Consider the following 26,212-nt stretch of genomic DNA (forward strand, 5'->3'; position numbering starts at 1 on the left):
CTTAGATGGCTTTGGCCAATTGCGCGGCGATACCGATGTAGTTGCCCGGCGTCATGGTCAGCAGCACGTCCTTGGCGTCCTGCGGAATGGCCAGGCCATTGACGAAGGTTTGCAGCGCTTCTTTCGAGATGCCCTTGCCGCGCGTCAGCTCTTTCAGCTGCTCGTACGGGTTTTCGATGCCATAGCGGCGCATCACGGTTTGTACGGGCTCGGCCAGCACTTCCCAGGTCGCGTCCAGGTCTTGCGCCAGGCGCGCGTGGTTCACTTCCAGCTTGTTCAGGCCGCGCAGGCAGCTGTCATAGGCCAGCAGGGTGTAGCCGAGGCCCACGCCGATATTGCGCAGCACGGTCGAATCGGTCAGGTCGCGCTGCATGCGCGAGACGGGCAGTTTTTCCGACAGATGTTTCAGCACGGCGTTGGCCAGGCCCAGGTTGCCCTCCGAGTTTTCGAAGTCGATCGGGTTGACCTTGTGCGGCATGGTCGACGAACCGATTTCGCCCGCTTTCAGCTTTTGCTTGAAGTAGCCCAGCGACACGTACGTCCAGATGTCGCGGTTCAGGTCCAGCAAGATCGTGTTGGCGCGCGCGAAGGCGTCGAACAGTTCGGCCATGTAGTCGTGCGGTTCGATCTGGATGGTGTACGGATTGAAGACCAGGCCCAGGCGCTGTTCGATGACGGCCTGCGAGAATGCCGGCCAGTCGAAGCCGGGATAGGCGGACAGGTGGGCGTTGTAGTTGCCGACGGCGCCATTCATCTTGCCGAGGATTTCCACTTGCTCGATGCGTTTCACGGCGCGCTGCAAGCGGGCCACGACGTTGGCAAATTCCTTGCCCAGGGTGGTCGGGCTGGCCGTTTGGCCGTGCGTGCGCGACAGCATCGGCACGTCGGCATTGTCGTGCGCGATCTGCGTCAGCTTGGTCACCAAGCCTTGCAGGGCCGGCAGCATCACGCCATCGCGCGCGGCTTTGAGCATCATGCCGTGCGAAGTGTTGTTGATGTCTTCCGAGGTGCAGGCGAAATGGATGAATTCCGACGCCGCCACCAGTTCCGGCACGTCCGCCACTTGTTCCTTCAGCCAGTACTCGACGGCCTTGACGTCATGGTTGGTGACCGCTTCGATGGCCTTGATGCGGGCCGCGTCGGCTTCCGAGAAATCGGCCGCCATCTTGTCGAGCAGGGCGCTCGCTTCCGCCGAGAAAGGCTTGATTTCAGCGAAACCGGCTTGCGACAGCGCTTGCAGCCAGGAGATTTCCACTTTCACGCGGTGGTGCATGAAACCGGCTTCGGACAGGATCGGGCGCAGCAGATCGGTCTTGCTGGCGTAGCGGCCATCGAGCGGAGACAGGGCCGACAGCGTGGAATACGGAGGTGTAGAAGTCATGAGAGCGGACGCAAGTTAAAGAAACGGTTGGCGTGTGGCGCGCGGGGAGGGCAGGGCTATTGCAATACAGCAACACTGACGGCGCCACAGTAAAGGGCGATTTTACCACCGCTGGCCGCTGGCCAGCCGTCCGTTGGCCGCCGGCGCACCGCAATTTGGCCGAATTTGGCCCCGATGCGGCGTGCCTGCCACACACTGCAGGCCGCCGGGCGCGTGCTGCCAAACACCGCTGCCGCCGATGCTATACTGCTTGCTGCTCCCTTACCTTAAAGTACCTATGAAACTGATCGGTTCCCTCGCCAGCCCGTATGTCCGCAAAGCCCGTATCGTGCTGGCGGAAAAAAAGCTCGACTATGTCTTCGAGCTGGAAAACGTGTGGGCGCCGGAAACCCGCATCGCCCAGGCCAATCCCCTCGGTAAAGTGCCTTGCCTGGTGATGGAAGATGGCAGCACGCTCATCGATTCGAAAGTCATCGTCGAATACCTCGACACGCTCACGCCCGTCTGTAAACTGCTGCCGGCCGGCGGCAATGGCCGCGAGCGGGCCGATATCAAGAACTGGGAAGCGCTTGCCGACGGCATTCTCGATGCGGGCGTGCTGGTGCGCCTGGAGCGCACGCAGCGTCCGCCCGAGCAGCAAAGCGCGGCGTGGATCGCGCGCCAGCTGGACAAAGTCACCTTGGGCCTGGCGGCTTTGGCATCGCGTCTGGGCGAGAGCGCGTATTGCGCCGGCAAGAACTACACCCTGGCCGACGTGGCCGTGGGCTGTACCCTGGGCTGGCTCAGCTTCCGCTTCCCGGAAATCGACTGGCGCGCGGATCACCCGGCGCTGGCGCGTTTGTTCGACAAACTGTCCGAGCGGCAGTCGTTCAAGGACACCGTGCCGCAGTGAGCGCACGATGACCGGTACTGATACGAAGGCGCAGCAACGCCTGCAGATGGCCGATATCGCGCGTCTGGCCGGCGTGTCCACGTCGACCGTGTCGCGCGCGCTGAGCGGCAGTTCGCTGGTCAATGAAGAGACGCGCGCGCGCGTCATCGCGCTGGCCCGTTCGCTCAAGTATTCCATCAATATCGGCGCGCAAAACCTGCGCCTGAAACAGAACCGCACGGTGGGCGTGGTGGTGCCGTATGACGCGGCCACGCGCCAGCACCTGTCCGATCCTTTCTTTCTGAGCATGCTGGGCAGCCTGGCCGATGCGCTGACGGAGCAGGGTTTCGACATGCTCATTTCGCGCGTGGATGCCGAAACGCTCGATGCGGCCGCCCAGTCTTTCGATAGCGGCCGCGTGATCGGCATCATCCTGATCGGCCAGTGGCGCCACCATGAACAACTGAACCAGCTGGCCGCGCGCCAGGTGCCCATCGTCGTGTGGGGCGCGCAATTGCCGCAGCAGCTGTATTGCACCGTCGGCGGCGACAACATCGCCGGCGGCCGGCTGGCCACGGAACACTTGCTGGCGGCGGGGCGCCGGCGCATCGCCTTCTTTGGCGACGCCAAGCTGCCCGAAGTGGCGCAGCGCCACGCCGGTTATGTGCAGGCGCTGGCCGCGCAGGGTCTGGCGCCCGACCCGCAACTGTACGTGGCCGGCTCCTTCCTGCCGCAGGGCGGCGCGACGGACGTGCAGGAACTGCTGGACCGCCAGCTGCCGTTCGACGCCATCTTTGCCTGCAGCGACTTGCTGGCCATGAGCGCCATCAGCGCCCTGCGCGCGCGCGGCGTGGCCGTGCCGGAACAGGTGGCCGTGGTCGGCTATGACGATATCGAACTGGCCGCGTACTTCCACCCGCCGCTGACCACCGTGCGCCAGCCGATCCGCGCCGCCGGACGCGCGCTGGTGGCCTCGCTGCTGGCGCTGGTCGACGGCGCGCTTGCGCCATCGCAGCAATTGCCAACCGAGCTGATCGTACGCGCCTCGGGCCGCTGAAGAGCGCGTCGCCTGTCGTTTGCAACCGATTGCAATAAATTCCAATTTATCCGTTTATTTCCATGCTGCGCCGCAGCATGAAAACCGTCGTATTCGCCTCATATCCCGCATGTTTAGCTCTATGTCACCCGTAAAATTCTCTTGAAAACAACATAAAATCCATGTTGCAGCGCTCGATTGCAATCGATTGCAATAAATTCTTATTCGTTGAATAATGGCGTACCGGCTCAGCCAGCGCGCCACGGCATGCGGCGGCCAGGACTCATAACAAGCCGATACCTCGATGTATCGGCATACAACACTGGAGACAAGATGAAGACACGTACTGCTCAACGCGGCTGCATGGCCGCCGCCGTCGCCCTGGCCCTGCTGCAATGGGGCGCCGCCCAGGCACAATCGGCTGCCGCCCCCGCCGATGGCCTGAACCTGGAACGCATCGTGGTCACGGGCACCACCGGCGGCACGTCCAAAATGAAATCGAGCAATTCCGTCAGCAGCATGGAGCTCGACACCATCCTGCATAACGCGCCGACCAGCGCCGCCGAAGTCCTGCGCTCGGTGCCGGGCTTGCGGGCCGAATCCTCGGGCGGCGAAGGCAATGCCAACATCACCGTGCGCGGCTTGCCCATTTCCGCTGGCGGCGCGCGCTATGTGCAGATCCAGGAAGACGGCTTGCCCGTGCTGCAGTTCGGCGACTTCAATTTCACCACGCCCGACAGCTTCGTCAAGATCGATTCCACGCTCGACCACCTGGAAGTGGTGCGCGGCGGTTCGGCCTCCACCCTGGCCACCAATTCGCCGGGCGGCATCATCAATTTCATCAGCAAGAACGGCAAGGAGAAGGGCGGCAGCGTGGCCCTCAGCCGCGGCCTGGGCTACGACCAGACGCGCGTGGACTTTGACTACGGTGCGCCAATTTCGGAGCGCACGCGCTTCTTCATCGGCGGCTCCTGGCGCACGGGCGAAGGCATCCGCCACAGTGGCGTCAACAGCGAAAAGGGTGGCCAGATTCGCGGCAATGTCACGCATGAATTCGACAGCGGCTTCGTGCGCCTGTCGTTCAAGCACCTCGACGACCAGTCGCCCACGGCCCTGCCCGTGCCGGTCAGCGTGCGCAATGGCCGCATCACGGAAATCGCCGGCATCGACCCGCGCAAGGCCAGTTTCTATTCGCCCTACTGGGTGCCCGACATGGTGCTGAACAAGGATAACCAGCGCGTGGCCACCCGCGTCAACGACGGTTTGCACGTGAAGAGCGATACCGTGGGGCTGGAAGCGTCGTTCAAGCTGGGGCAGGGCTGGAGCGTGAGCGAAAACTTCCGCTACGCCGACAACTCCGGCCGCTTCACGGGCGTGTTCCCGTCGAATAACGGCAGCGACGGCAGCTACGTGTTTGCCAGCGGCCCGAACCAGGGCCAGCCCTACACGGGCCGCGCGTTTTCCGCCGTGGTGTTCAACACCTCGATCGACGACGCCAGCAATACCCTGAGCGACACCAAGCTGGCCAAGACGTTTGTGCTCGACAGCGGCAAACTGACCACCACGGCCGGCCTGTACCTGTCGCAGCAAAAGCTGGGCCTGACCTGGAACTTCAATGAATACCTGATGCAGGCCACGGGCGACCAGCCCGCGCTGCTGCAAACGGCGAGCAGCACGCCCGGCTACATCGGCCCGGCCTTCGGCGCCTGCTGCTCGCGCGCCGTCGACATGGAATACCGCACGACGTCGCCCTACCTGAACCTGGCCTGGGAAAGCGGCGCGCTGAACCTCGACGGCGGCCTGCGGCGCGACCGCCAGCACGCCAGCGGCACGGCCAACCAGGCGACTGGTGCGCAAGCCTACCTGCCGTCGACGCTGCAGCAGGTCGACTACACCCTGGGCCACACGTCGTACTCGCTGGGCGCGAACTACAAGCTGCAAGCGAATCTGGCCGTGTTTGCCCGCGTCAGCGAAGGCGTGGCCTTCAATGCGGACCGCATCCTGTTCGGCACGCCGCTCGATGGCAGCGTGCCCGTGGCGATCAACACCGTGCGCCAGCTCGAAGGCGGCGTGAAATGGCGGCGGGGACCCCTGAGCACTTTTGTGACCGTGTTCCAGGCCAAGACCAAGGAAAGCAATTACGAAGCGACCACGCAGCTGCGCACGGCCAACAGCTATGAAGCGAAGGGCGTGGAACTGGAAGCGGCCTACAGCGCCGGCGACTTCCGCATCAATGGCGGATTGACATTCACGGATGCCGAGATCACGGGCACGGCGGCGGCCGACGTGGCGCTGATCGGCAATACGCCGCGGCGCCAGGCGCGCGTCGTGTACCAGATCGCGCCGACCTATGAGTGGGGGCAGGCCACCCTGGGCGCGAGTCTGGTCGGCACGGGCAAGTCCTGGGGCGACGATGCGCACACGATCACCTTGCCCGCCTACCAGGTGCTCAATGCCTTCGTCAATTACCAGCTCACGCCGCAGATGCAGGTGGCGCTGACGGCGAACAATCTGTTCAACAAGATCGGCTATACGGAAGTCGAGGGCGATGGCCATGCGGCCCGCTCGATCACGGGGCGCGCCGTCAAGGTCAGCCTGAAATACGCATTTTAAGCAAGGATAGATTCATGATGTCGATACGCAGCCCCCTGGCGCGCCTGCTGGCGCCGCTCCCCACGCACTTGCGCGACGATGCGGCGCGCCGCTATGCGCGCCAGGAGGCGGTCTTGCTTGACCGCCTGGGCAGCCTGTATGGCCAGCGGCCGGACTTCCTGCCCTGGCTGGGCGACCTGATGGAAAGCGTGGGGCGGCTGTATGCGGCACGTGCCCCCGAGCTGCTGCGCCAGGATGCGCAGCGCGCAGCGCAGCCGGACTGGTTTGCCAGCCAGTCCATGCTCGGCTACAGCGCCTATGTGCAGCGCTTCGGCGGCAACCTGCAGGGCGTGGCGGCGCGCATTGCCCACCTGCGCGAACTGGGCGTGACGTATCTGCACCTGCTGCCGTTCCTGCGTGCACGCGCCGGTGAAAGCGATGGCGGCTTTGCCGTCGCCAGCTTCGAGGAAGTCGACCCTGCGCTGGGCAGCAATGCCGACTTGCTGGCGTTGACGGCGCAGTTGCGCGCAGCCGGCATCAGCCTGTGCTCGGACCTCATCCTCAACCATGTGGCCGACGACCATGCGTGGGCGCTGGGCGCCAAGGCGGGCGATCCGTTGCTGCGCGATTTTTTCCATACCTATCCCGACCGTGTGCAGCCGGACCGCTACGAGCGCACCGTGGGCCAGGTTTTTCCGCAGGCGGCACCGGGCAATTTCACCTTCGTGCCGGAGCTTGATCGCTGGGTCTGGACCACGTTTTACCCGTACCAGTGGGATTTGAATTACGCCAATCCGGCCGTCTTCGCGGCCATGGCCGGCGCCATGCTGGGCCTGGCCAACAAGGGCATCGAGGTGTTCCGCCTCGATTCGACGGCCTTCCTGTGGAAGCGCGAAGGTAGCGATTGCATGAACCAGCCCGAAGCCCACAGCCTGCTGCAAGCGTTGCGGGCGATTGCCGCCATCGTCGCGCCGGGCGTGCTGCTCAAGGCCGAAGCCATCGTGCCCACGCCCAAGCTGCCCGCCTACTTTGGCAGCGATGCGGCGCCCGAATGTCATATCGCCTATCACAGCAGCCTGATGGCCGCCGGCTGGGGCGCGTTGGCCGAGGAAAGCACGGACTTGCTGCAGCAGGTGATCGCCGCCACGCCGCCGCTGCCGCCGGCCGCCAGCTGGCTCAGTTATGTGCGCTGCCACGACGACATCGGCTGGAACGTGCTGCTCAATGAAGCGGGCGCGAACGGGCCGGCGCGCCTGGCGCGCATCGCGCAATTCTTTGCGGGGGCACCGGGCAGCTATGCGCGCGGCGCCGCCTTCCAGAGCAGCAGCGCCGACAAGGCGCATGGCAGCAACGGCATGGCCGCCTCGCTGGCCGGCCTGCAAAGCGCCACCACGGTGCAGGAGCAGGAATACGCGTTGCGGCGCCTGCTGCTGCTGCATGGCCTGGCCTTGAGCTTTGGCGCCTTGCCGGTGCTGTACATGGGCGATGAACTGGGCATGACCAACGATGACAGCTACACGCAGCACGCCGACCGGGCCATGGACAGCCGCTGGCTGCAGCGTCCCGCGTTCGACGACAGCCTGCTGGCATGGCGCCACGATGGCGTGAGCGCCAGCGGCCGGCTGTACCTGGCGCTGCGCCAGCTGGTCGATGTGCGCAGGCGCTTGCCGGCGCTGGCCGCCGCCGCGCCGCGCAGCGTGCTGCCCGTCGGCACGCCGGCCGTGCTGGCGCTGCTGCGCGGCGACGCGTTTCTCAACCTGAGCAACTTCAGCGGCGCCAGCCAGCGTTTCACCTTGCCTGCGGGCGAATGGCGCAACAGCCTCGATGGCAGCGTGCTGGCCGGCACGGTGGGCTTGCAGCCATGGCATATGCTGTGGCTGGAAAGGGAACAGTCATGAGTGACGCCACTGCGCAGCGCCCGCATCTGTCGTTCTGGCAGATCGTCAACATGAATGTCGGTTTTTTCGGCATCCAGTTCAGCTTTGGGCTGCAGCAAAGCAGCATGAGCCCCATCTACAAATACCTGGGAGCCGACGAAGCGAGCCTGCCATATTTGTGGCTGGCCGGTCCCATGACGGGGCTGCTCGTGCAACCGCTGATCGGCGCCATGAGCGACCGCACGGTAACGCGCTGGGGCCGGCGCACGCCGTATTTTCTGATCGGCGCCATCCTGTGTAGCCTGGGCCTGCTGGCCATGCCCTTCAGTCCCACCCTGTGGATGGCGGCCAGCCTGCTGTGGATACTCGACGCGGCCAACAATGTGACGATGGAACCGTACCGCGCCTTTGTCAGCGACAAGCTCGACAAGAAGCAGCATTCGCTGGGTTTTCTCACGCAAAGCGCGTTTACGGGGCTGGGGCAAACGCTGGCCTACCTGACGCCGTCGCTGCTGGTCATGCTGGGCATGAACAAGGATGCCGTCAACGGCAGCCATATCCCGCACATCGTCATCGCCGCCTTCCTGATCGGCGCCGTGTTCTCGCTCGCCTCGGTGCTGTGGACCCTGAAAACGACGCCGGAAAATCCGCTCACGGCGGCCGAGCTGGCGGCCATCCGCAGCCGTCCGCCCGGCTGGCGCCACACGCTGGCCGACATCGGCGCGGCCCTGCGCGACATGCCGCCGACGATGAAGCAGCTGGCCCTCGTCAACCTGTTCCAGTGGTACGCCCTGTTCTGCTACTGGCAGTACATCGCGCTGTCGCTGGCGGCCACGCTGTTTCATACGACGGACCCCGCATCACAAGGCTTTCGCGACGCGGGCCTCTTGAACGGGCAGGTGGGCGCCTTCTACAATTTCGTCGCCTTTGTCGCCGCCTTTGCGCTGGTGCCGTTTACGCGCCGCTTTGGCCCCAAGCGCATGCACAGCGTGTGCCTGTGCGCGGCCGGCGTGGGCATGCTGAGCATTCCGCTGATCCATAGCCCGGCGCTGCTGTTGCTGCCCATGCTGGGCATCGGCCTGGCCTGGGCCAGCATCATGGGCAATCCCTACATCATGCTGGCCGGCTGCATTCCGCCCGAGCGCACGGGCGTCTACATGGGCATTTTCAATATGTTCATCGTCATCCCGATGATCATCCAGATATTTACTCTGCCGCTGTATTACCGCAGCTGGCTGGGCGGCAATCCGGAGAACGTCATCCGGCTGGCCGGCGCCCTGCTGCTGTGCGCGGCGGTGGCCGTGCTGTTCGTCAAGCTGCGCCCACCGCAGACCGGCAAGGCTTGACGGCAGGCGTAAAAAAACCGGCTCTGCCGGTTTTTTTACGATGCTGCGAAAGATTACTCTTCAATCGCCATCTGGCTTTGCAGGTAGTTCTGGATGCCGACTTTGGCGATCAGGTCGATCTGCGTTTCGAGCCAGTCGATATGCTCTTCCGTGTCTTCCAAAATCATCAGGAACAGGTCGCGCGAGACGTAGTCGCCCGCTTTTTCGCTGATGGCGATGCCTTCCTTGACGGTGGCGTGCGCGGCGCGTTCCAGCTTCAAGTCGCATTCCAGCATTTCCGGCGTGTTCTCGCCGATCAGCAGCTTGTGCAGCGCTTGCAGGTTAGGCAGGCCGTCGAGCATCAGGATGCGGTCGATCAGCTTGTCGGCGTGTTTCATTTCGCCGATCGATTCTTCGTATTCCTTCTTGCCCAGCTTTTCCAGGCCCCAGTGCTTGTACATGCGCGCATGCAGGAAGTACTGGTTGATGGCCGACAGTTCGTTGGTGAGCTGTGCGTTGAGCATGCGGATGACTTCTTTATCGCCCTTCATGGGATTTCCTTTGTTCTGTGTCGCGTTCGATGATGAAACCGCAGGCTGCTGGCGTTCACTGCCGGGTGGCGTTGGCTGCCTGGTGGCGCGCAGGTTGCCGGTTTCGCTATGCCCGCATGATAGCGCAAAATGCCGGCGATTTCCGGTGCTAAACGGCATTTTTCCGTCTTTTTAACGTAAATATCGTGCGAATAAAACCCATTCTCAAGTGGATTGCCCACTTGCGCCGTTTTTTATTTGTTAAGGAAAATGAAGGCCATTCTCATTCGCGTTTCCGCCGCTATTTGGCCGCCGCTGGTGGGCCTGCATGGCCGCGCTGAAAATGCGGGAAATGTTGGTTCGTTCTTGCTTTTGTGTCTTCTTGGCCGCTGCCGGCGATGCGATAATCAGGCAGCGATATTTACTGAAAAAAGGATAGCAAGATGATGCTGCATATACCCGGCGTGCTGACGCCGGAACAGGTGACGCAGTTTCGCCAGCGCCTGGCGCAGACGGACTGGGTCGACGGACGCGCCAGCGTCGGGGCGCAAGGCGCGCAAGTCAAGCGCAACCGCCAGCTGGCCGAAGGTTCTCCGCTGGCGCTGGAACTGGGCGAGATCGTCAGCCGCGCGCTGATGGCCAATCCGCTGTTCTTTGCCGCCGTGCTGCCGCTGCGCATCCTGCCGCCCTTCTTCAACAGCTATGCGGGCGGCGAGCACTATGGCCTGCATATCGACGGCGCCATCCGCACGCCGAAAAACGGCATGCAATCGATGCGCGCCGATGTCTCCTCGACCGTGTTCCTGAGCGAGCCGGACGAGTACGAAGGTGGCGAGCTGGTGGTGGTCGATGCGTATGGCACGCATGAAGTGAAACTGCCGGCCGGCGACGTGATCGTGTATCCGTCGAGCAGCGTGCACCAGGTGCTGCCCGTCACCAGCGGCGAGCGTATCTGCTCCTTCCTGTGGACGCAAAGCATGGTGCGCGAAGACTGGAAACGCAGCATGCTGTTCGAGCTCGATCAGAACATCCAGAGCGTGCGCGCGGAGCATGGCGATTCACCGGCGACGGTGGGGCTGACGGGGCATTATCACAACCTGCTGCGGATGTGGGCGGAGATGTAATCGTGGCGGTGTCGGATTACGCGTGGCCTTTGGCCGCGCTAATCCGACCTACGATACTGCGTGAAGCACCGGCAAAAAAAAGTCTGCCTGGCCCGGGGATGTAGGCTGGCAGACTGAAACAAGCAAATCGCTTGACGAAAACAGGCGCAAAAAAGCAAGCAGGGCACAGGGTGCGGTGCTTGCGGGCTGGCAGCGGCGCCGTGGCCGCCGGAAGGCTAGCTCAGTTGGAAGGTCAGTGGTACTAAAACGTACACGGGAACAGGCTTGCCGTTTTCGATCATCGGCTTGAACAGCGCGCGCTGGGCGGCCTGGCGGCCCGCTTCATCGAGGTTGTTGTAGCCGGTCGATTTCTGGATCAGGATTTGCTCGGGCAAGCCTTTTTCGTTGATCAGGATGCGCAACACCACGGTGCCGCTTTCGCCCAGACGGCGCGACAAATTCGGGTAGATCAGTTGCGGCGCCTTGATGTATTCGACGCTGCTGACGGTGCGCGGCGTCGATGGTGCCGGCGGCGTCGGCGATGGTGCCGATGGCGCCGTCGGCGCGGCGGTGGCAACAGCCGGTGCCGCTTCGGCGCGCGTCGGCTGCGGCGGCGTGATCGTCGGTTCGCTTGGCGCGACGGCGATCAGCGGCAGCGGCGGGATCACGGCGCGCGGCACGGGCGCGCTCAATTCCACGGTTTTCGGTACGGACGGTGCCGGCGGTTTCGGTGGCGCCGGCGGGGCGATGATGCTGATGGTGGTGATGGTCGGCATGGCCGCCGTGACGACGCGGCTCAGCAGGCCGCTCTGGATGGCGTAAAAGCCGGCGATATGCAGGACGACGATGGCCATCAGCGGCGCGAATTTGTTGCGCTTCTTGTCGAAGTCGGCAAATTGCTGCACGGCCTGCACCGTTACGGGCGGGGGCATCATCGTCATGGCATTCATCGCTTTCTTTAGTTTGTCAGTACAGCTCGCATCAATACGGTTTCTTGCAGCGCCACGGTGGCGTCCAGGTGATCGTTCAGCACTTCCCGCGCGCAGGTGTGGCATTTGCCGCAGCAGGTGGCCACGCCCAGGTCACGGCGCAGTTCGGCCATGCTGGACAGGCCAAGATCGACGGCTTGACGGATTTCACGATCAGATATGTTGTTGCAGACACATACAATCATTGATACACCTTCTGGCTGGAGGATGAACAGACACTAGTGCTGGAAAGCATTGTTGCTAGTGTTTTAATGAGAATCATTATCATTACGTTTCATTGTCGCGCAAAGTGCGGGACAATGCAAGCGATTTTGATCAAGTGTGCGGCACTTGGCGGCCTGGCGCGACGCATCGATATGCCATTTTTTCGGATGGTGCAGCCCTTGGTGGGGGCGGCTCTCCGGGCTAAATAAAAACTATTCGCATTCATGTTTATAATGCTGGTATTGTCTCGGACGGTTGCCGTCTGGACAGATGGAATGGCCGCTTGTCGGTAATGCGCAACAGTTGCGTTTTACCTCACAAACCTGGAACCAGCGCAAGGCGCCTTGCGCCGTCGCCGGTATCAGGTGTTCTTAATTTGAACGGAATTTGCTCATGACTCTAGTTCCACCCATGATGACGCTCGATGCGCTGGCAGTCGGCCAGAGCGGCACGGTGTTGCATATCACGCCCCACACGGCAGGACAGACGGAGGACGGCGTCGACCTGGCCCGCCGTCTGATGGAGCTGGGATTCGTTCCCGGTGAACGCATCCGCATGCTCAAGCGCGGCATTCCCGGCGGCGATCCGCTGGCCATCAAGGTGGGCAATGCCACATTCGCACTGCGCCGCTTCGAAGCGGCGCTGATCACGATTCAACCGCTGCTTCAACCGGAATGACCATGGGTGCTGTCGAAACGATCGTCGATGCGGGCGTGCACAAGCCGCCGCATCAGCCACAAATTGCCTTGCTGGGCAATCCCAACTGCGGCAAGACCGCCCTGTTCAACCGTTTGACGGGCGCGCGCCAGAAAGTGGCGAACTACGCCGGCGTGACCATCGAGCGCAAGGAAGGCCATTTCACCTCGCCCGCCGGCAAGCCCGTGCGCCTGCTCGACCTGCCGGGCGCCTACAGCCTGTCGGCCACCACGCCCGATGAAGCCATCACGCGCGACGTGGTGGGCGGGCTGCGCCGCGGCGACCCGCGTCCGGACGCCATCATCTGCGTCGTCGACGCCACCAATCTGCGCCTGAATCTGCGCCTGGTGCTGGAAGTCAAACGCCTGGGTCTGCCCATGCTGCTGGCGCTGAACATGACGGACGTGGCGCGCAAGCGCGGCATGCTGATCGACACGGCCAAGCTGTCGGCCGAACTGGGCATGCCCGTGGTGGAAACCGTGGCGGTGCAGCACGATGGCGAAAAAGCCCTGCTGAACGCCATCGACGCCATGCTGCCGCTGCCGGCCGTGGAAGCGAAACCGCTGGCGGCCATCGATGCCGTCACCGTCGAAGAAACCCAGCGCGAAGTGCGCCGCATCCTGGCCGCCGTCAGCAATGACACGAGCGACAAGGGCAACCTGACGGAAAAGATCGACGACGTGGTGCTGCACCCCGTGTTCGGCCCGATCATCCTGGCCGTGCTGATGTTCCTGATCTTCCAGGCCGTGTTTGCCTGGGCCGCCACGCCGATGGAAATGATCACCGATGGCGTGGGCCACCTGGGCGCCGTGCTGACGGCGAACATGCCCGACGGTCACCTGAAAAGCTTGCTGGTGGAAGGCATCATCGGCGGCGTCGGCAGCGTGCTGGTCTTCCTGCCGCAGATCCTGATCCTGTTCTTCTTCATTCTGAGCCTGGAAGATTGCGGCTACCTGCCGCGCGCGGCCTTTTTGCTGGACCGCCTGATGGGTGGCGTGGGCCTGTCCGGCCGCGCCTTCATCCCGCTGCTGTCGAGCTTTGCCTGCGCCATTCCCGGCGTGATGGCGGCGCGCACGATCCAGAATCCGCGCGACCGCCTGGTCACCATCATGATCGCGCCGCTGATGACGTGTTCGGCGCGCCTGCCCGTGTACGCGCTGATCATCGCCGCCTTCATCCCTGAGCGCCAGGTGTGGGGCTACCTGAGCCTGCAAGGCCTGGTGCTGTTCGTGCTGTACTTCGCCGGCATCATCTCGGCCATGGCCGTGGCCTGGGTCATGAAGCGCGGCATGGGCGTGCGCGGCAACCAGCCGCTGATGCTGGAACTGCCGGCCTACCACTGGCCGCATCTGCGCAACCTGGCCGTCAGCCTGTGGGAGCGCGCGAAGATCTTCCTCACGCGCGTCGGCACCATCATCCTGAGCCTGATGATCATCCTGTGGTTCCTCAGCACCTTCCCCGGCCCGCCGGACAACGCGATCCACCCGCCGATCTACTACAGCCTGGCCGGCATCCTGGGCCGCGGCCTGGAAGTGATCTTCGCGCCGATCGGCTTCAACTGGCAGATCTGCATCGCGCTGGTGCCGGGCATGGCGGCGCGCGAAGTGGCCGTCGGCGCCCTGGGCACCGTGTACGCGCTGTCGCAAACGGGCGACGCGCTGGCCACCACGCTGGAGCCGCTGATCGCCCATTCGTGGTCGATGGCCACCGCGCTGTCCCTGCTGGCCTGGTATGTGTTCGCGCCGCAGTGCCTGTCGACCCTCTCCGTGGTGAAACGCGAGACGGGCGGCTGGCGCTATCCGCTGCTGATGGCCGGCTATATGTTCGCCTTGGCCTATGCCGCCTCGTTCATCACGTACCGCATCGCCCTGATGCTGGGCGCTTAGGAGAAAAGCATGTGGCAAACCCTGATCGTCGCCCTGATCGTCGCAGCCGCGCTGCTGCATTTTTCGACCAAGTACCTGCCGGCGGGCGTGCGCCGCGCCATCGTGCGCGGCCTCGTGCGCTGCGGCCTCGATGAGGCGAAGATGTCGGCCTTCTTCAAGGTGGCGCCCGGTTGCGGCAGCGGCTGCGGTTCCTGCGGCTCCTGCGACAGCCCGCCGCCACCGTCCGCCACGCCGCCGGCCGACGGCAGCAGCAAGCGCGTGATCCTGATGCAGGTGCAGCGCCAGGATTGATGTACATGTAGCCACGGGCGCGCCCGTGGGCTACACTGGGCTTTCCGCATGGCAAGGAGTGGCAATGGCGATACTGTTGATCTTCATGTTTTTGTTTGCGGTCGCCACCTGGCTGCTGGCCAGCCGGCGCGGCCGCCACGGGGGACTCTGGTTCGGCATCGGCCTGTTCCTCGGGCCGTTTGCCCTGCTGGCGGTGGCGGCGCTGCCGCCCGTTGCGCCAACCTGAATGAAAAAAACCCGCGCATGCGGGTTTTTTTACGTCTGCAGTACGGCGCTTACGCTTTGCCGGCCAGTTTGTCGACCACCGGCACCAGCGCGGCCGGGCGGCAGCCGAAGGCGGCCAGGCGGCCTTGCGCGTGGGGCGCCAGGTCCAGGTCATACGGCAAGCGGCCCGCCACCAGCCACAGTTTATCCTGCGGCAGCGCCTCGACCAGACGGCGCTGGCCATCGACGAACATGGCGTTATACGTTTGCAGCACGATCTGCTGCGCACCTTGCGCAAAGGCGATGGCCTCGTTAACTTCGTCGTCCAGCGCCTCGGCCGACAAGGCGTACTCGCGCACGTCCAGGCCCGCTTCGAGCAGCGCCGGCAGCATCGAGCTGCGCGCTTCCTTGTTGCGGCCCAGCGCCACTTCGTCGATTTCGCTGCGCGAGCGCACTTCCACCGTCAGCAGGGTCACGGGCAGGCTGGCGTCGAGCGGGCGGTACTCGCCCTGCACGCGCAAGGCGGCTTTTTGCAGCAGCTGCGACAGGGCCATGGCGGCCGGTTGCATCAGTGCCGGCGGGGCGACGGGGCGGGCGCGCCAGTCGCGCACGGCGCGGTTGCGCTTGAGTTCAGCCACGCGCGCACAAGCGGCGTCGATGCGGTCGATGGCGATGTCACCGCGCTCCACGGCGGCGATGACGGCCTCGATGGCGGCCGTCTGCTGCGCTTCGCGGTGCGAAATGAGGACGATGTCGGCGCCCGCCTGCAAGGTGGCGATGGCGCCCTGGGCGATGCCGATGCCGTCGGCAATGGCCGCCATTTCCAGGCAGTCGGTGATGACCACGCCCTGGTATTTCAACTCGCCGCGCAGCAGGTCCGTCAGCACGCCTTTCGACAGCGTGGCCGGCACACTGGTATCGGCCTCGAAGGCGGGAAAGACCACGTGCGCCGTCATGATGGCGTCCACGCCGCCGGCAATGGCCGCGCGGAAGGGCGCCAGTTCCACGGCGTGCAGGCGTTCCTTGTCGTGTGGCACCAGGGCCATGGCGTAATGCGTGTCGGTGGCCGTGTCGCCGTGGCCGGGGAAATGCTTGGCGGTGACGGCCATGCCGCTGGCGCGCTGGCCGCGCATGGCCGCCATGCCGTAGGCGATGACGGTGGCGGCATCCTCGCCATACGCGCGCACACCGATGACGGGGTTGTTGCGGTTGTTGTTCACATCGAGCACGGGCGCGAGCAGCAGGTTGATGCCCAGCTGGCGCATTTCATCGCCGCTGATCTGGTTCATGCGTTCGCAGTCGTCGATGGAGCCGGCCGCCTGGAATGCCATCGCGGCGGGAATTGGCGTGACGCCCTGCTCGATGCGCATCACCATGCCGCCTTCCTGGTCGATGGAGATCAGCAGCGGAATGTCGGACACTTCCGCGTTGATCTCCTGCAGTTCGCGGCACAGGGCGGACACTTGCGCGGGCGTGTGCACGTTGCGGCGGAACAGGATCACGCCGCCCACCTTCTTTTCGCGTATCAAAGTCTTGATATGCTCGTCCGCCTGCAGGGCGTCGAAGCCCACCATGAATAGCTGTCCTACTTTCTCGCGCAAACCCTGCTCCATGCTGCAACTCCTCCGGTATTCATTCTGATGACGACAAGTCCGTATTCTGGCCCCCGGTGACGCGTCTGGACAATCACCGGAAAAGCTGCCTTGGTTTTGTACTTATTTTGGTATTGTATTGGATTTGGGTTTTTGCGCAAGTGGTTATTAAGTGGTATTGCTCCACTTGCGCAGTGCCGGCATCAATCCAGGCTCTGGAACGAAGCCGCTTGCGCCTTGGGCCAGTACAGGCCGAACACGGGCGGCAGTTGCGGCAACTGGCTCGGGTCGAGCAGCTGGCCCGCTTCCAGGAAGGGCAGCAGGGCCGACGCCAGTTTCACCTGATTCGGCGAGATGCGGCGCACCAGGTGATGCGGACGCAGTTCCTGCGGGTGCGCCAGGCCGGCGGCGGCGATCAGTTCGGCCAGCGCCTTCATGGTGTTTTGATGGAAGTGCGCCACGCGGGCGATCTTGTCGGATACCACCAGCGCGCGCTGGCGTTGCGGGTCTTGCGTGGCCACGCCCGTGGGGCAGCGGTCCGTGTGGCAGCTTTGCGACTGGATGCAGCCCAGCGCGAACATGAAGCCGCGCGCCGAATTGCACCAGTCGGCGCCCAGCGCCAGCAGGCGGGCGATGTCGAAGGCCGTGATGATCTTGCCCGAGCAGCCGATCTTGATCTTCGCGCGCAGGTTGGCGCCCACCAACGTGTTATGCACGAGCACCAGCGCTTCCTGCAGCGGCGTGCCCACGTGGTCCGTGAATTCCAGGGGCGCGGCGCCCGTGCCCCCTTCGCTGCCGTCGACGACGATGAAGTCGGGCGTGATGCCCGTTTCCAGCATGGCTTTGACGATGGCGAAGAATTCCCACGGGTGGCCGATGGCCAGCTTGAAGCCCGTCGGCTTGCCGCCGGAGAGCGTGCGCAGGCGGTCGATAAAGTGCAGCATTTCCAGTGGCGTGGAAAAGGCGCTGTGCGCGGCCGGCGAGACGCAATCCTCGCCCACCATCACGCCGCGCGTGGTGGCGATCTCGATCGTCACTTTGGGCCCGGGCAGCACGCCACCGTGGCCCGGCTTGGCGCCCTGCGACATTTTCAGCTCGATCATTTTCACTTGCTCGGAGCTGGCGTTGGCGATGAAGCGCTCTTCCGAAAACGTGCCGTCCTGGTTGCGGCAGCCGAAGTAGCCGGAGCCGATTTCCCATACCAGGTCGCCGCCGTTTTCGCGGTGGTAGGGACTGATGCTGCCTTCGCCCGTATCGTGCATGAAGCCGCCGCTGCGCGCGCCGCCGTTCAGGGCCAGGATGGCGTTGGCCGACAGGGCGCCAAAGCTCATCGCCGAGATATTGAAGACGCTGGCCGAATACGGCTTTTCACGCGGGCAGTCCGGATGGTTGCCGATCTCGATGCGGAAGTCGTGGCCCGTCACCTTGGCGGGCGCGATGGAATGGTTGATCCATTCGTAGCCCGCTTCATACACGTCGAGCTGGGTGCCGAACGGGCGCTTGTCCGTCTGCTCCTTGGCGCGCTGGTAGACGATGCTGCGCTGGCTGCGCGAGAACGGCGTCGCTTCGCTGTCGCTTTCCAGGAAATACTGGCGGATTTCGGGGCGGATGCTCTCGAAGAAAAAACGGAAATGCGCGAGGATGGGGTAGTTGCGGCGCAGGGCGCGCTTCGTTTGCAGCAGGTCGCTGATGCCGACCAGGGTCAGCGCACCGGCCAGCACGGGCAGCCAGTAATGATCGTAGTAAAACAGGGACAGGACAAAGATGGCTGCCGTCGCAATGAAGGTCAGGTAGCGAAATGGTACTAGGTGCATGGGCACTCCGGTGAAGTCAGACTGATAACTGCCGAGTCTACCTTCGATTCGCGGAACGTGCTGGTGGGAAAGAACGCGGCGCCCGGTGGACGCCGCGCGGGATTACCGTTGTGCGGCGCGGATACGCTCGACCCGTTCAGTGCTGGCCGGATGGCTCGACAGGTAGGGCGTGCCCTGGTCCAGCTTGCCCAGGGCGACAAACACTTGCGCCAGGTGTTCCAGCGGGATGCCGTTCTGGCGCAGCATGGCGATGGCGTAGTCGTCCGCGTCGCGTTCGACGTCGCGCGAATACTTCAAGTCCAGCAGCAGCGGCGGCAGGGTCGCCACCACCGTCGACACGTCGCCGAACAGCAGCGCCGCGCCGGCGCCGACGGCCGAAGTCTGGATGATGCGCCGCGTCAGGTGGCGCTGCTGCAAATGCCCCAGCTCATGCGCCAGCACGCCCATGATGGCCAGGTCGTCCGGCAGCAGTTCGATCATTTCATCGGTCAGCACGATGTCGCCGGACGGCAGGGCAAACGCGTTCGGGCCGATCTTGCTCTTGCGGAAAACGATGCGGTGCACGGGCGTGCCGTCGCCGGGCGTGGCCAGGCGCGCGAACTGGGCGCGCAAGGCTTGCTGGCGCGCGTCAGCGAGCTTGCTCGCCTCAAACACGTGCTGGTCGAGGAAATCGAGCACGCCCTGGCCCAGCTGGCGCTCGACGGACTGGGGAATCGCATACGCGACCCCCTTCGCCACCACGGGCAGCAGGTACTGATAGCTGAGCCACAGGGCCAGCACGGTGGCGACCGTGGCCAGCAGGGCGCCGCGCCAGCTTTGCTGCAGCCGCACCACCCAGCCGTCGCGGTGGCCCGTGGCGTGCAGCAGGCTGTTGAAGGCCGCCTGGTCGGCGATCTCCAGGTAGGCGCCGTCGGGGAAGCTGACCTTGCGCACGGCGTGGCTGCTGCGTTCGGACACGTGCAGCTCGCCCAGCGGGCAACTGCGCGCGATGTCGCCGGCCAGCACGGCCACGCCATCGCGCACGCTGAGCGTCACGTGGTACAGGCGCGAACTCTGGCCGTCGAAATAGCGGGCGGCCAGCGCGGCGTGGTCTTCTTGCGTGTCGGCGTTCATGCTTACATCGACAGGTCGAAGTCCAGCAGGTCGGCCATGCCTTCGCCGGTGGCCGACACTTGCTGGCCCGTGGCGGCGACAAATTCGTCCAGGCTGCCGTGCACCAGCATCGACGTCGCTTCCAGGCGGTACTTCAGCCAGCGCACATGGGCGAATGGCGCGAACAGGCCCAGTGTGACGACGACGCCCAGCAGGTTGGTCAGCATGATGAAGGTGGTGCGGCCCCAGGTCAGCTGCGACTGGAACTGGTGCTGCTGCAAACGCGTATGGTTCCAGATCAGGTTCTGGATCATGGTCATGAACAGCGGCAGCACGGTGAACGCCCACAGGTACAAGGCGCCGATGGCAAACAGCAGGCTGCCAACCTTGGCCTTGTCATTCATATTGGCCGCAAACGAGGTGAACACGCTGCCGAAGACGACGAAAATCAGGACCAGCAGGCCGCCCAGCAGCAGCGCGAAGAACAGCAGATAGGTCTTGTAGAAGCTGCCGACCGTGGCGTCAAAGCTGAAATGGGTGGCGCCGAAACGGCTTTGCGTGTGCTGAAAGCGCTTCAGGCGCTGGTGCAGGAATGGCGTCATCAAGCCCAGGGTGAAGGTATTGAGGATGGGCAACCACAGGAAATACTTGTAGGCTTCCCGGGCGCTGCCGTCGAAACCGAAGCGGATGCCCCGGTAGCTGGTGTTGTACAGCTTGAACTGCAGGCTTTTCCATATCAGCCAGGGCAAAATGGCGGCCAGCAGCACGAACATCAGCAGGCCCACGATGGGCGAAACCTTCAGGGCGATGTTGTAGCCGCCGATCAGCACGACGGCCGCGATGCGGCCCTTCAGGATGGCCACGGCATTGCCATGGTATTCGAAGCTGCTGCCAGCCAGGTGGGTGCTCGAATAGAAATAGCGGTTGCGGCGCACCTTGGCCCAGGCGGAGTAAATGCCCAGGGTGACGATGCTCAGCAGCAGGTTGACGATCCAGATGCGGAAGTATTCGCTGCCGGTGGCGCTGAAGGTGATGGCTTCGCGCTGGGTGTTCGGGGTGTTGGTGTCGATATCCACGCCAGGAATCCTTGCAGTTGAAAAAGAATTAAGATGCATGATTGTCAATAAGTTGTCAAGAAAAATATTGTTCAGGCGTAATACATTTTCGCATGAATGGGCGAATTGATGCCGCGCGCGTCCTGTGCGCGGTGTCCGGCTATACTGGAACTCAACCATCGTTACCGGGAAAACCATGATCGTCGTCCACCATCTGAACAACTCGCGCTCGCAGCGCGTGCTCTGGCTGCTTGAAGAGCTGGGCCTCGACTACGAGGTCAAGCGCTACCAGCGCGACCCGAAAACCATGCTGGCGCCCGCTTCCTTGAAAGCCGTGCATCCGCTGGGCAAGTCGCCCGTGATCACCGATGGCGCCAACACCATCGCCGAATCGGGCGCCATCATCGAGTACCTGGTCGAGCGCTACGGTAATGGCCGTTTGATCCCGGCGGCGGGCACGCCGGACAAGCTGCGCTGGACCTACTGGCTGCATTTCGCGGAAGGCTCGGCCATGCCGCCGCTGCTGATGAAGCTGGTGTTCGACAAGGTCGAATCGTCGCCGATGCCGTTTTTCGTCAAGCCGATCGCGCGCGGCATCGCCAGCAAGGTCAAGAGCAGCTTCGTCCTGCCCAATATTAATAGCCAGCTGGCCTACATGGAAGCGGAGCTGGAGAACAGCAAATGGTTTGCCGGCAATGAATTCACGGCGGCCGACATCCAGATGAGTTTTCCGCTGGAAGCGGCCGCCATGCGCGGCGGACTCGACGAGCGACTGCCGAAGCTGACGGCGTTCCTGCAGCGCATCCATGCGCGCCCGGCCTACCAGCGCGCCCTGGAAAAAGGCGGACCCTACGATTTCGCCAAATAAGCGGCATTCAGGCCCGATGTGCGGGGAACCATACGGTAAAATGCCCGATTCAACCAGTATCCACTTACCGCATGGCCAGACTCCTCGCTATCGACGGCTTGAATATCGTACGCCGCGTCTACGAAGCCAGTCCTGAACCCGATTCCGACCTGAAGGCGGAGATCGCGCTGCGCCATGCGCTGTCGTCATTCCGCACCCTCATCAACGACCACGAGCCGACGCACATCCTGCCGGCCTTCGATTTCGGTGGCCCGACCTGGCGCCACGCCCTGTATGCCGGTTACCGCGAGGGGCGCCAGCCCATGCCGCAGGTGCTGCGCGACGCCTTGCCCGGTTTTTACGACACCCTGGCCAGCTTCGGCATGCACGTGGTCAGCATTCCCGAGGTCGAGGCCGACGACGTGATCGGCACGGCCGTCATGCGCTGGCTGCACGAGGGGCGCGGCGCGGCCGTCATCGCCACCACCGACAAGGACTTGCATGGCCTGATCGCGCACGGCGCGCTCGTCTGGGACCATTTCAAGGGGATCTGGCATGACCACGCCTGGGTCGAGAAAAAGTTCGGCGTGCCGCCGGAACTGCTGCCCGACCTGCTGGCGCTGATGGGCGACGTCACCGACAGCATCCCCGGCGTGTCGAAGATCGGCTTGAAAACGGGCGCGAAACTGTTGCGCGCCTACGGCAATATCGACGCCGTGATGGCCGGCGCGGGCATTTTGCCCGGTGCACTGGGTGAAAGCCTGCGAAAAGAGCGGGAAATACTGTATCTTTCAAGAAAGTTAGTGGAACTCAAGACCGACGTGACCTTGGGTGTCACCTGGAACAAGCTGGCGTGGGAAAAGTAGAGCGCCAGGCAAGAACAATCAAGCAAGGGAAGTAAATCATGATGTTAAAGACAGTCCTGATCGATAGCAGCGCCGTGGCGCGCGGCCTGCTGAACACGGTCCTGACCGATGGCGGCTACGATGTCTGCGGGCAGACGCATACGAGCGCGCTGGGGCTGGCGCTGCTGGTCAAGCACCACCCGCATTTCGTGTGCATCGCGCGCGAGCAGGTGGAAGATGGGACGAATGTGGTGCAAACCATCCGCGCCCAGTATCCGAAGACGCTTATTTTCATGGTTTCGGGCGGCATCGACGCCGCCTCGCTGCAGGCGGCCCACGCCATGGGCGTGTCGGGCTTCATCGTGAAACCGTTCATGGCAGATACGGTGCTGAAAACCGTGCGCAACACGGTCATTGCCATGGTGCGCAAGCAGCAGCAGGCCTTGGCTGCCGCCGCGCAAGGCAATAGTTAGACGCCTTCCAGGCCGCTCGCGCTGGCGATAATGCCGCCGCCGAGGCACACGTCGCCGTCGTACAGCACGGCCGACTGGCCGGGCGTGACGGCCCATTGCGCCTGGTCGAAGGCCAGGCTGAAGTGTTCATTCCCGTCCGGCAGCAGCTGGCAAGCCACGTCGGCCTGGCGGTAGCGCGTCTTGGCGCTCAAGGCGCCCGCTTGCGGCGCCACGCCGGCAACCCAGCTGGCCTGGTCGGCCGTCAAGGCCGGCGACAGCAGCCACGGGTGGTCATGGCCCTGCACCACCCACAGGGTATTGTTGGCGATATCCTTGCGCGCCACATACCAGGCGTCGCTGCTGCCGTCCGCATTCTGGTACGACTTCACGCCGCCGATGCCGATGCCCTTGCGCTGGCCCAGCGTATAAAAACTCAGCCCCACGTGTTCGCCCACGGTCTTGCCGTCGGCCGTTTTCATCGGGCCCGGCTTGTAGGACAGGTAGCGGTTCAAAAATTCGCGGAACGGGCGCTCGCCGATAAAACAGATGCCCGTCGAATCCTTCTTTTGCGCGTTCGGCAGCGCCAGTTTCTCGGCGATCTGGCGCACTTGCGTCTTCGGGATTTCACCGAGTGGGAACAAAGTCTTGGACAACTGCGCCTGGTTCAATCGGTGCAGGAAGTAGCTTTGGTCCTTGCTGGCGTCGACGGCTTTCAGCAGCTCATAACGGCCCGCATCGGTGGGCGCCTGGCGCACGCGCGCATAGTGGCCGGTGGCGATCAGGTCGGCGCCCAGGGTCATGGCGTGGTCGAGGAAGGCCTTGAACTTGATTTCGGCGTTGCACAGCACGTCCGGGTTCGGCGTGCGGCCGGCCTGGTATTCGCGCAAAAAATCGGCGAACACGCGGTCCTTGTATTCGGAGGCGAAATTGACGGCTTCGATGTCGACGCCGATGACGTCGGCCACGCTGGCCGCGTCGATCCAGTCCTGGCGCGTGGAGCAGTATTCCGAATCGTCGTCATCTTCCCAGTTTTTCATGAACAGGCCGATGACTTCATAGCCTTGTTCCTTCAGCATCCATGCCGCGACCGAGGAATCGACCCCGCCCGACATGCCGATAACGACTTTCTTCTTGCTCATCTTGCTTTCCAGTTACTTTAATAATATGGCAATGCGTATTGCTATGCGCTATTGAAAACGGACGCATGCGTATGCAGCAGGGCCAGCGGCGCGCGCCGGCCGGCCAGGTATTCGTCCACGCACTGCAGCACCAGCGGGCTGCGGTGGCGTTCCTGGCATGCCGCCAGCTCGTCGCGCGTCATCCACAGCGTGCGGATGATGCCTTCGTCCAGCGGGCGGTCATGCTCGGCGCCGGCCGTGCCGCAAAAGGTGAAGCGCAAATAGGTCACGTCCTCGCCCGTGCGCAGTGACTGATAGCGCGACATGTACATGCCGACCAGTGCCGTGGGGATGAAATCGTAGGCCGCTTCTTCCAGCGTTTCGCGGATCACCGCCTGCTCCAGCGACTCGAACGGGTCGAGGTGACCGGCCGGTTGATTGATCTTGATGCCTTCGCTGGTCTCTTCTTCAATCAGTAAAAACAGGCCGTCGCGCTCGACGATGGCGGCAACGGTGACAGAGGGTTTCCAGATTCTCGGCATGATTCCATCCTTGAAAGAGCCGACATTTTATCTTGTTCTGCGCGCGCGGTTTGAACCCGGCCTTCTGTTGCGCGGACATATTGATAAATGACAACGTTTTAGCAAATAGCGGTGGGAGGTACTTACGTCTTTCCCGGGGAGCGCACTAGCATGGGGGCTTAGGCGGCAAGATGGCAGGAAACGCCCGCTAATATAGGCTTTACCGGTGGTCAAAACAAGCACGCACACGTGCTCGACTGTGGTGAGATTGACACACCTTTCCCACAATACGGGCGCCATACCGCATGGCGGAACAAGGATTGGTATTACGGGTAAATTAGTGTCGTACGACTAAAAGTTGCTGCTTCACAAACGTTTAACGCGCTGCTTTCCGTGTTAGATTCTAGTCAGTTTATCAATTAGCGGAGGCATCATGAGGATAGGCATACCGGCCGAAACACGGCCTGGTGAAACGCGGGTGGCGGCAACGCCCGAGACAGTCAAGAAGCTGGCAGCCAAGCATCAGATCGTCGTGCAGTCGGGAGCGGGCTTGCAAGCCTCGATTCCCGACGACGCGTATGCCGCCGCCGGCGCGCAGATCGGCACCGCCCAGGAAGCCTATGGCTGCGCCATCGTGCTCAAGGTGCGCGCCCCCGATGCCGAAGAACGGGCGCTGATGGCCAGCGGCACGGTGCTGATCGGCATGCTCAACCCGTTTGACGCGGACAATATCGCCGCCATGGCCACGGCCGGGCTGTCCGCCTTCGCGCTGGAAGCCGTGCCGCGCATCACCCGCGCGCAGTCGATGGACGTGCTGTCGTCGCAGGCGAACATCGCCGGCTACAAGGCCGTGCTGGTGGCCGCGAATACCTACCAGCGCTTCATGCCGATGCTGATGACGGCGGCTGGCACCGTCAAGGCGGCCCGCGTGCTGATCATGGGCGTGGGCGTGGCCGGTTTGCAGGCGATCGCCACGGCCAAGCGCCTGGGTGCTGTCATCGAGGCGTCCGACGTGCGCCCACCCGTCAAGGAACAGGTGGAGTCCCTGGGCGCCAAGTTCCTCGACGTGCCTTTCCTCACGGATGAAGAAAAGGAAATCGCCAAGGGCTCGGGCGGCTATGCGCGCGCCATGCCGGCCGACTGGATGCGCCGCCAGGCTGAACTCGTGCACGAACGGGCGAAACTGGCCGACATCATCATCACCACCGCGCTGATTCCTGGCCGCGCCGCGCCCGTGCTCATTTCCGAGGAAACGGTGAAAGCCATGAAACCGGGTTCCGTCATCGTCGACCTGGCCGTCGAGCAGGGCGGCAATTGTCCGCTCTCGGAACTGGGCAAGACCGTGGTCAAGCACGGCGTGTACATCGTGGGCGAACCGAACCTGGCGACCCTGGTGGCGGCCGACGCCTCGGCCCTGTATGCGCGCAACGTGCTGGACTTCTTAAAGCTCATCATCGACAAGGACGATCAATTGCTGATCGACCGCGAGGATGAAATCATCAAGGCCAGCCTGGTTTGCGCGGGCAATGACATCCTCAGAAAATAACGCGGCGCCGGAGAGAACAACATCATGGAAATCAGTCACACCATCATTAACCTGATCATCTTCGTGCTGGCCATTTATGTCGGCTACCACGTCGTCTGGACCGTCACGCCGGCGCTGCATACGCCGCTGATGGCCGTCACCAATGCCATTTCCGCCATCATCATCGTCGGCGCCATGCTGGCGGCCGGCCTGACGCAAGGCCCGCTGGCGCAGGCGGCCGGCACCCTGGCCGTGGCGCTGGCCGCCGTCAACGTGTTCGGCGGCTTCCTCGTCACGCAGCGCATGCTCGAGATGTTCCGTAAAAAAGAACCGAAAGCCAAGCAAGGAGCAAAAGAATGAGTCACG

25 protein-coding genes are annotated in these 26,212 nt (G+C 63.4%); 15 read left to right on the forward strand and 10 right to left on the reverse strand.

Annotation, left to right across the window (positions count from 1 at the left end; all coding sequences use genetic code 11):
* Position 1: 1 nt before the first annotated feature.
* Positions 2-1,381, reverse strand: coding sequence for an adenylosuccinate lyase (purB, locus tag HWE17_RS20675; protein ID WP_176390070.1), 1,380 nt, complete (start codon positions 1,379-1,381; stop codon positions 2-4).
* Between the two features lie 277 nt (positions 1,382-1,658).
* On the opposite strand from purB, the gene HWE17_RS20680 reads away from it, so the two are divergent.
* The 5 genes from HWE17_RS20680 to HWE17_RS20700 all read left to right on the forward strand — a co-directional run bounded on the left by HWE17_RS20680 (position 1,659) and on the right by HWE17_RS20700 (position 9,103).
* Positions 1,659-2,273, forward strand: a complete 615-nt coding sequence (locus HWE17_RS20680; protein WP_099403975.1) for a glutathione S-transferase N-terminal domain-containing protein — start codon at positions 1,659-1,661, stop codon at positions 2,271-2,273.
* A 7-nt stretch (positions 2,274-2,280) separates the two neighbouring features.
* A complete protein-coding gene (locus HWE17_RS20685) occupies positions 2,281-3,309 on the forward strand; it encodes a LacI family DNA-binding transcriptional regulator (RefSeq protein ID WP_255206334.1) in 1,029 nt (342 codons plus the stop codon).
* 312 nt (positions 3,310-3,621) lie between these two features.
* Complete coding sequence (locus HWE17_RS20690; RefSeq protein WP_176390071.1) at positions 3,622-5,901, forward strand: TonB-dependent siderophore receptor; 2,280 nt, start codon at positions 3,622-3,624, stop codon at positions 5,899-5,901.
* 14 nt (positions 5,902-5,915) lie between these two features.
* A complete protein-coding gene (locus HWE17_RS20695) occupies positions 5,916-7,778 on the forward strand; it encodes an alpha-amylase family glycosyl hydrolase (RefSeq protein ID WP_255206335.1) in 1,863 nt (620 codons plus the stop codon).
* Positions 7,775-9,103: an MFS transporter gene (locus tag HWE17_RS20700; protein ID WP_099403973.1), complete on the forward strand. Its 1,329-nt coding sequence runs from the start codon at positions 7,775-7,777 to the stop codon at positions 9,101-9,103. Before HWE17_RS20695 ends, HWE17_RS20700 begins: the two co-directional genes overlap by 4 nt.
* A 53-nt stretch (positions 9,104-9,156) precedes the next feature.
* Here the strand turns inward: HWE17_RS20700 and bfr are convergent, their stop codons facing one another.
* On the reverse strand, positions 9,157-9,633 hold the full coding sequence (bfr, locus tag HWE17_RS20705; protein ID WP_034745609.1) for a bacterioferritin: 477 nt from the start codon (positions 9,631-9,633) through the stop codon (positions 9,157-9,159).
* A gap of 422 nt (positions 9,634-10,055) precedes the next feature.
* Here bfr and HWE17_RS20710 point away from each other — a divergent pair, with 422 nt between their 5' ends.
* Entirely contained in the window at positions 10,056-10,736 is a 681-nt protein-coding gene (locus HWE17_RS20710) for a Fe2+-dependent dioxygenase (protein WP_035822772.1), read from the forward strand.
* Positions 10,737-10,951: 215 nt separating this feature from the next.
* Here the strand turns inward: HWE17_RS20710 and HWE17_RS20715 are convergent, their stop codons facing one another.
* Both HWE17_RS20715 and HWE17_RS20720 read right to left on the reverse strand, forming a co-directional pair.
* Positions 10,952-11,656: an energy transducer TonB gene (locus HWE17_RS20715; RefSeq protein ID WP_051959629.1), complete on the reverse strand. Its 705-nt coding sequence runs from the start codon at positions 11,654-11,656 to the stop codon at positions 10,952-10,954.
* A gap of 17 nt (positions 11,657-11,673) precedes the next feature.
* Positions 11,674-11,889: a bacterioferritin-associated ferredoxin gene (locus tag HWE17_RS20720; RefSeq protein ID WP_176390072.1), complete on the reverse strand. Its 216-nt coding sequence runs from the start codon at positions 11,887-11,889 to the stop codon at positions 11,674-11,676.
* 412 nt (positions 11,890-12,301) lie between these two features.
* On the opposite strand from HWE17_RS20720, the gene HWE17_RS20725 reads away from it, so the two are divergent.
* From HWE17_RS20725 to HWE17_RS20740, 4 genes are all read left to right on the forward strand, one after another.
* Positions 12,302-12,586, forward strand: coding sequence for a FeoA family protein (locus HWE17_RS20725; RefSeq protein ID WP_077408814.1), 285 nt, complete (start codon positions 12,302-12,304; stop codon positions 12,584-12,586).
* 2 nt (positions 12,587-12,588) lie between these two features.
* Entirely contained in the window at positions 12,589-14,490 is a 1,902-nt protein-coding gene (locus tag HWE17_RS20730; RefSeq protein ID WP_176390073.1) for a ferrous iron transporter B, read from the forward strand.
* A gap of 9 nt (positions 14,491-14,499) precedes the next feature.
* Positions 14,500-14,781, forward strand: a complete 282-nt coding sequence (locus tag HWE17_RS20735; RefSeq protein ID WP_100874743.1) for a hypothetical protein — start codon at positions 14,500-14,502, stop codon at positions 14,779-14,781.
* 64 nt (positions 14,782-14,845) lie between these two features.
* A complete protein-coding gene (locus tag HWE17_RS20740) occupies positions 14,846-15,007 on the forward strand; it encodes a hypothetical protein (protein WP_176390074.1) in 162 nt (53 codons plus the stop codon).
* Between the two features lie 49 nt (positions 15,008-15,056).
* Here the strand turns inward: HWE17_RS20740 and nagZ are convergent, their stop codons facing one another.
* From nagZ to HWE17_RS20760, 4 genes are all read right to left on the reverse strand, one after another.
* The gene (nagZ, locus tag HWE17_RS20745) at positions 15,057-16,598 is read right to left on the reverse strand and encodes a beta-N-acetylhexosaminidase (RefSeq protein WP_176390075.1); all 1,542 of its coding nucleotides are present in this window, start codon (positions 16,596-16,598) and stop codon (positions 15,057-15,059) included.
* A 182-nt stretch (positions 16,599-16,780) separates the two neighbouring features.
* The gene (locus HWE17_RS20750; RefSeq protein ID WP_176390076.1) at positions 16,781-18,391 is read right to left on the reverse strand and encodes an FMN-binding glutamate synthase family protein; all 1,611 of its coding nucleotides are present in this window, start codon (positions 18,389-18,391) and stop codon (positions 16,781-16,783) included.
* Positions 18,392-18,493: 102 nt separating this feature from the next.
* On the reverse strand, positions 18,494-19,504 hold the full coding sequence (locus tag HWE17_RS20755; RefSeq protein ID WP_176390077.1) for a M48 family metallopeptidase: 1,011 nt from the start codon (positions 19,502-19,504) through the stop codon (positions 18,494-18,496).
* A gap of 2 nt (positions 19,505-19,506) precedes the next feature.
* The gene (locus tag HWE17_RS20760; protein ID WP_369681759.1) at positions 19,507-20,559 is read right to left on the reverse strand and encodes a YjgN family protein; all 1,053 of its coding nucleotides are present in this window, start codon (positions 20,557-20,559) and stop codon (positions 19,507-19,509) included.
* Positions 20,560-20,734: 175 nt separating this feature from the next.
* Here HWE17_RS20760 and HWE17_RS20765 point away from each other — a divergent pair, with 175 nt between their 5' ends.
* The 3 genes from HWE17_RS20765 (at position 20,735) to HWE17_RS20775 (ending at position 22,703) form a co-directional block, all read left to right on the forward strand.
* Positions 20,735-21,406: a glutathione S-transferase family protein gene (locus HWE17_RS20765; RefSeq protein WP_176390079.1), complete on the forward strand. Its 672-nt coding sequence runs from the start codon at positions 20,735-20,737 to the stop codon at positions 21,404-21,406.
* Between the two features lie 71 nt (positions 21,407-21,477).
* The gene (locus HWE17_RS20770) at positions 21,478-22,251 is read left to right on the forward strand and encodes a 5'-3' exonuclease (RefSeq protein WP_035822757.1); all 774 of its coding nucleotides are present in this window, start codon (positions 21,478-21,480) and stop codon (positions 22,249-22,251) included.
* A gap of 41 nt (positions 22,252-22,292) precedes the next feature.
* The gene (locus tag HWE17_RS20775) at positions 22,293-22,703 is read left to right on the forward strand and encodes a response regulator (protein ID WP_035828354.1); all 411 of its coding nucleotides are present in this window, start codon (positions 22,293-22,295) and stop codon (positions 22,701-22,703) included.
* Here HWE17_RS20775 and mnmA read toward each other — a convergent pair.
* Together mnmA and HWE17_RS20785 are read right to left on the reverse strand one after the other, a co-directional pair.
* Positions 22,700-23,821 carry a tRNA 2-thiouridine(34) synthase MnmA gene (gene mnmA, locus HWE17_RS20780; RefSeq protein ID WP_099403967.1) on the reverse strand — a complete coding sequence of 374 codons (1,122 nt, stop codon included), beginning with the start codon at positions 23,819-23,821 and terminating at the stop codon, positions 22,700-22,702. The genes HWE17_RS20775 and mnmA overlap by 4 nt on opposite strands.
* Positions 23,822-23,862: 41 nt before the next feature.
* Entirely contained in the window at positions 23,863-24,342 is a 480-nt protein-coding gene (locus tag HWE17_RS20785; RefSeq protein WP_034745637.1) for an NUDIX hydrolase, read from the reverse strand.
* A 412-nt stretch (positions 24,343-24,754) separates the two neighbouring features.
* On the opposite strand from HWE17_RS20785, the gene HWE17_RS20790 reads away from it, so the two are divergent.
* Positions 24,755-25,867: a Re/Si-specific NAD(P)(+) transhydrogenase subunit alpha gene (locus tag HWE17_RS20790; protein WP_035822752.1), complete on the forward strand. Its 1,113-nt coding sequence runs from the start codon at positions 24,755-24,757 to the stop codon at positions 25,865-25,867.
* A gap of 24 nt (positions 25,868-25,891) precedes the next feature.
* On the forward strand, positions 25,892-26,206 hold the full coding sequence (locus HWE17_RS20795; RefSeq protein ID WP_034778841.1) for an NAD(P) transhydrogenase subunit alpha: 315 nt from the start codon (positions 25,892-25,894) through the stop codon (positions 26,204-26,206).
* The last annotated feature ends 6 nt before the right edge of the window (positions 26,207-26,212 follow it).

The sequence above is a fragment of the Janthinobacterium sp. BJB401 genome, from assembly GCF_013372745.1.
Classification (GTDB): domain Bacteria; phylum Pseudomonadota; class Gammaproteobacteria; order Burkholderiales; family Burkholderiaceae_D; genus Janthinobacterium; species Janthinobacterium rivuli.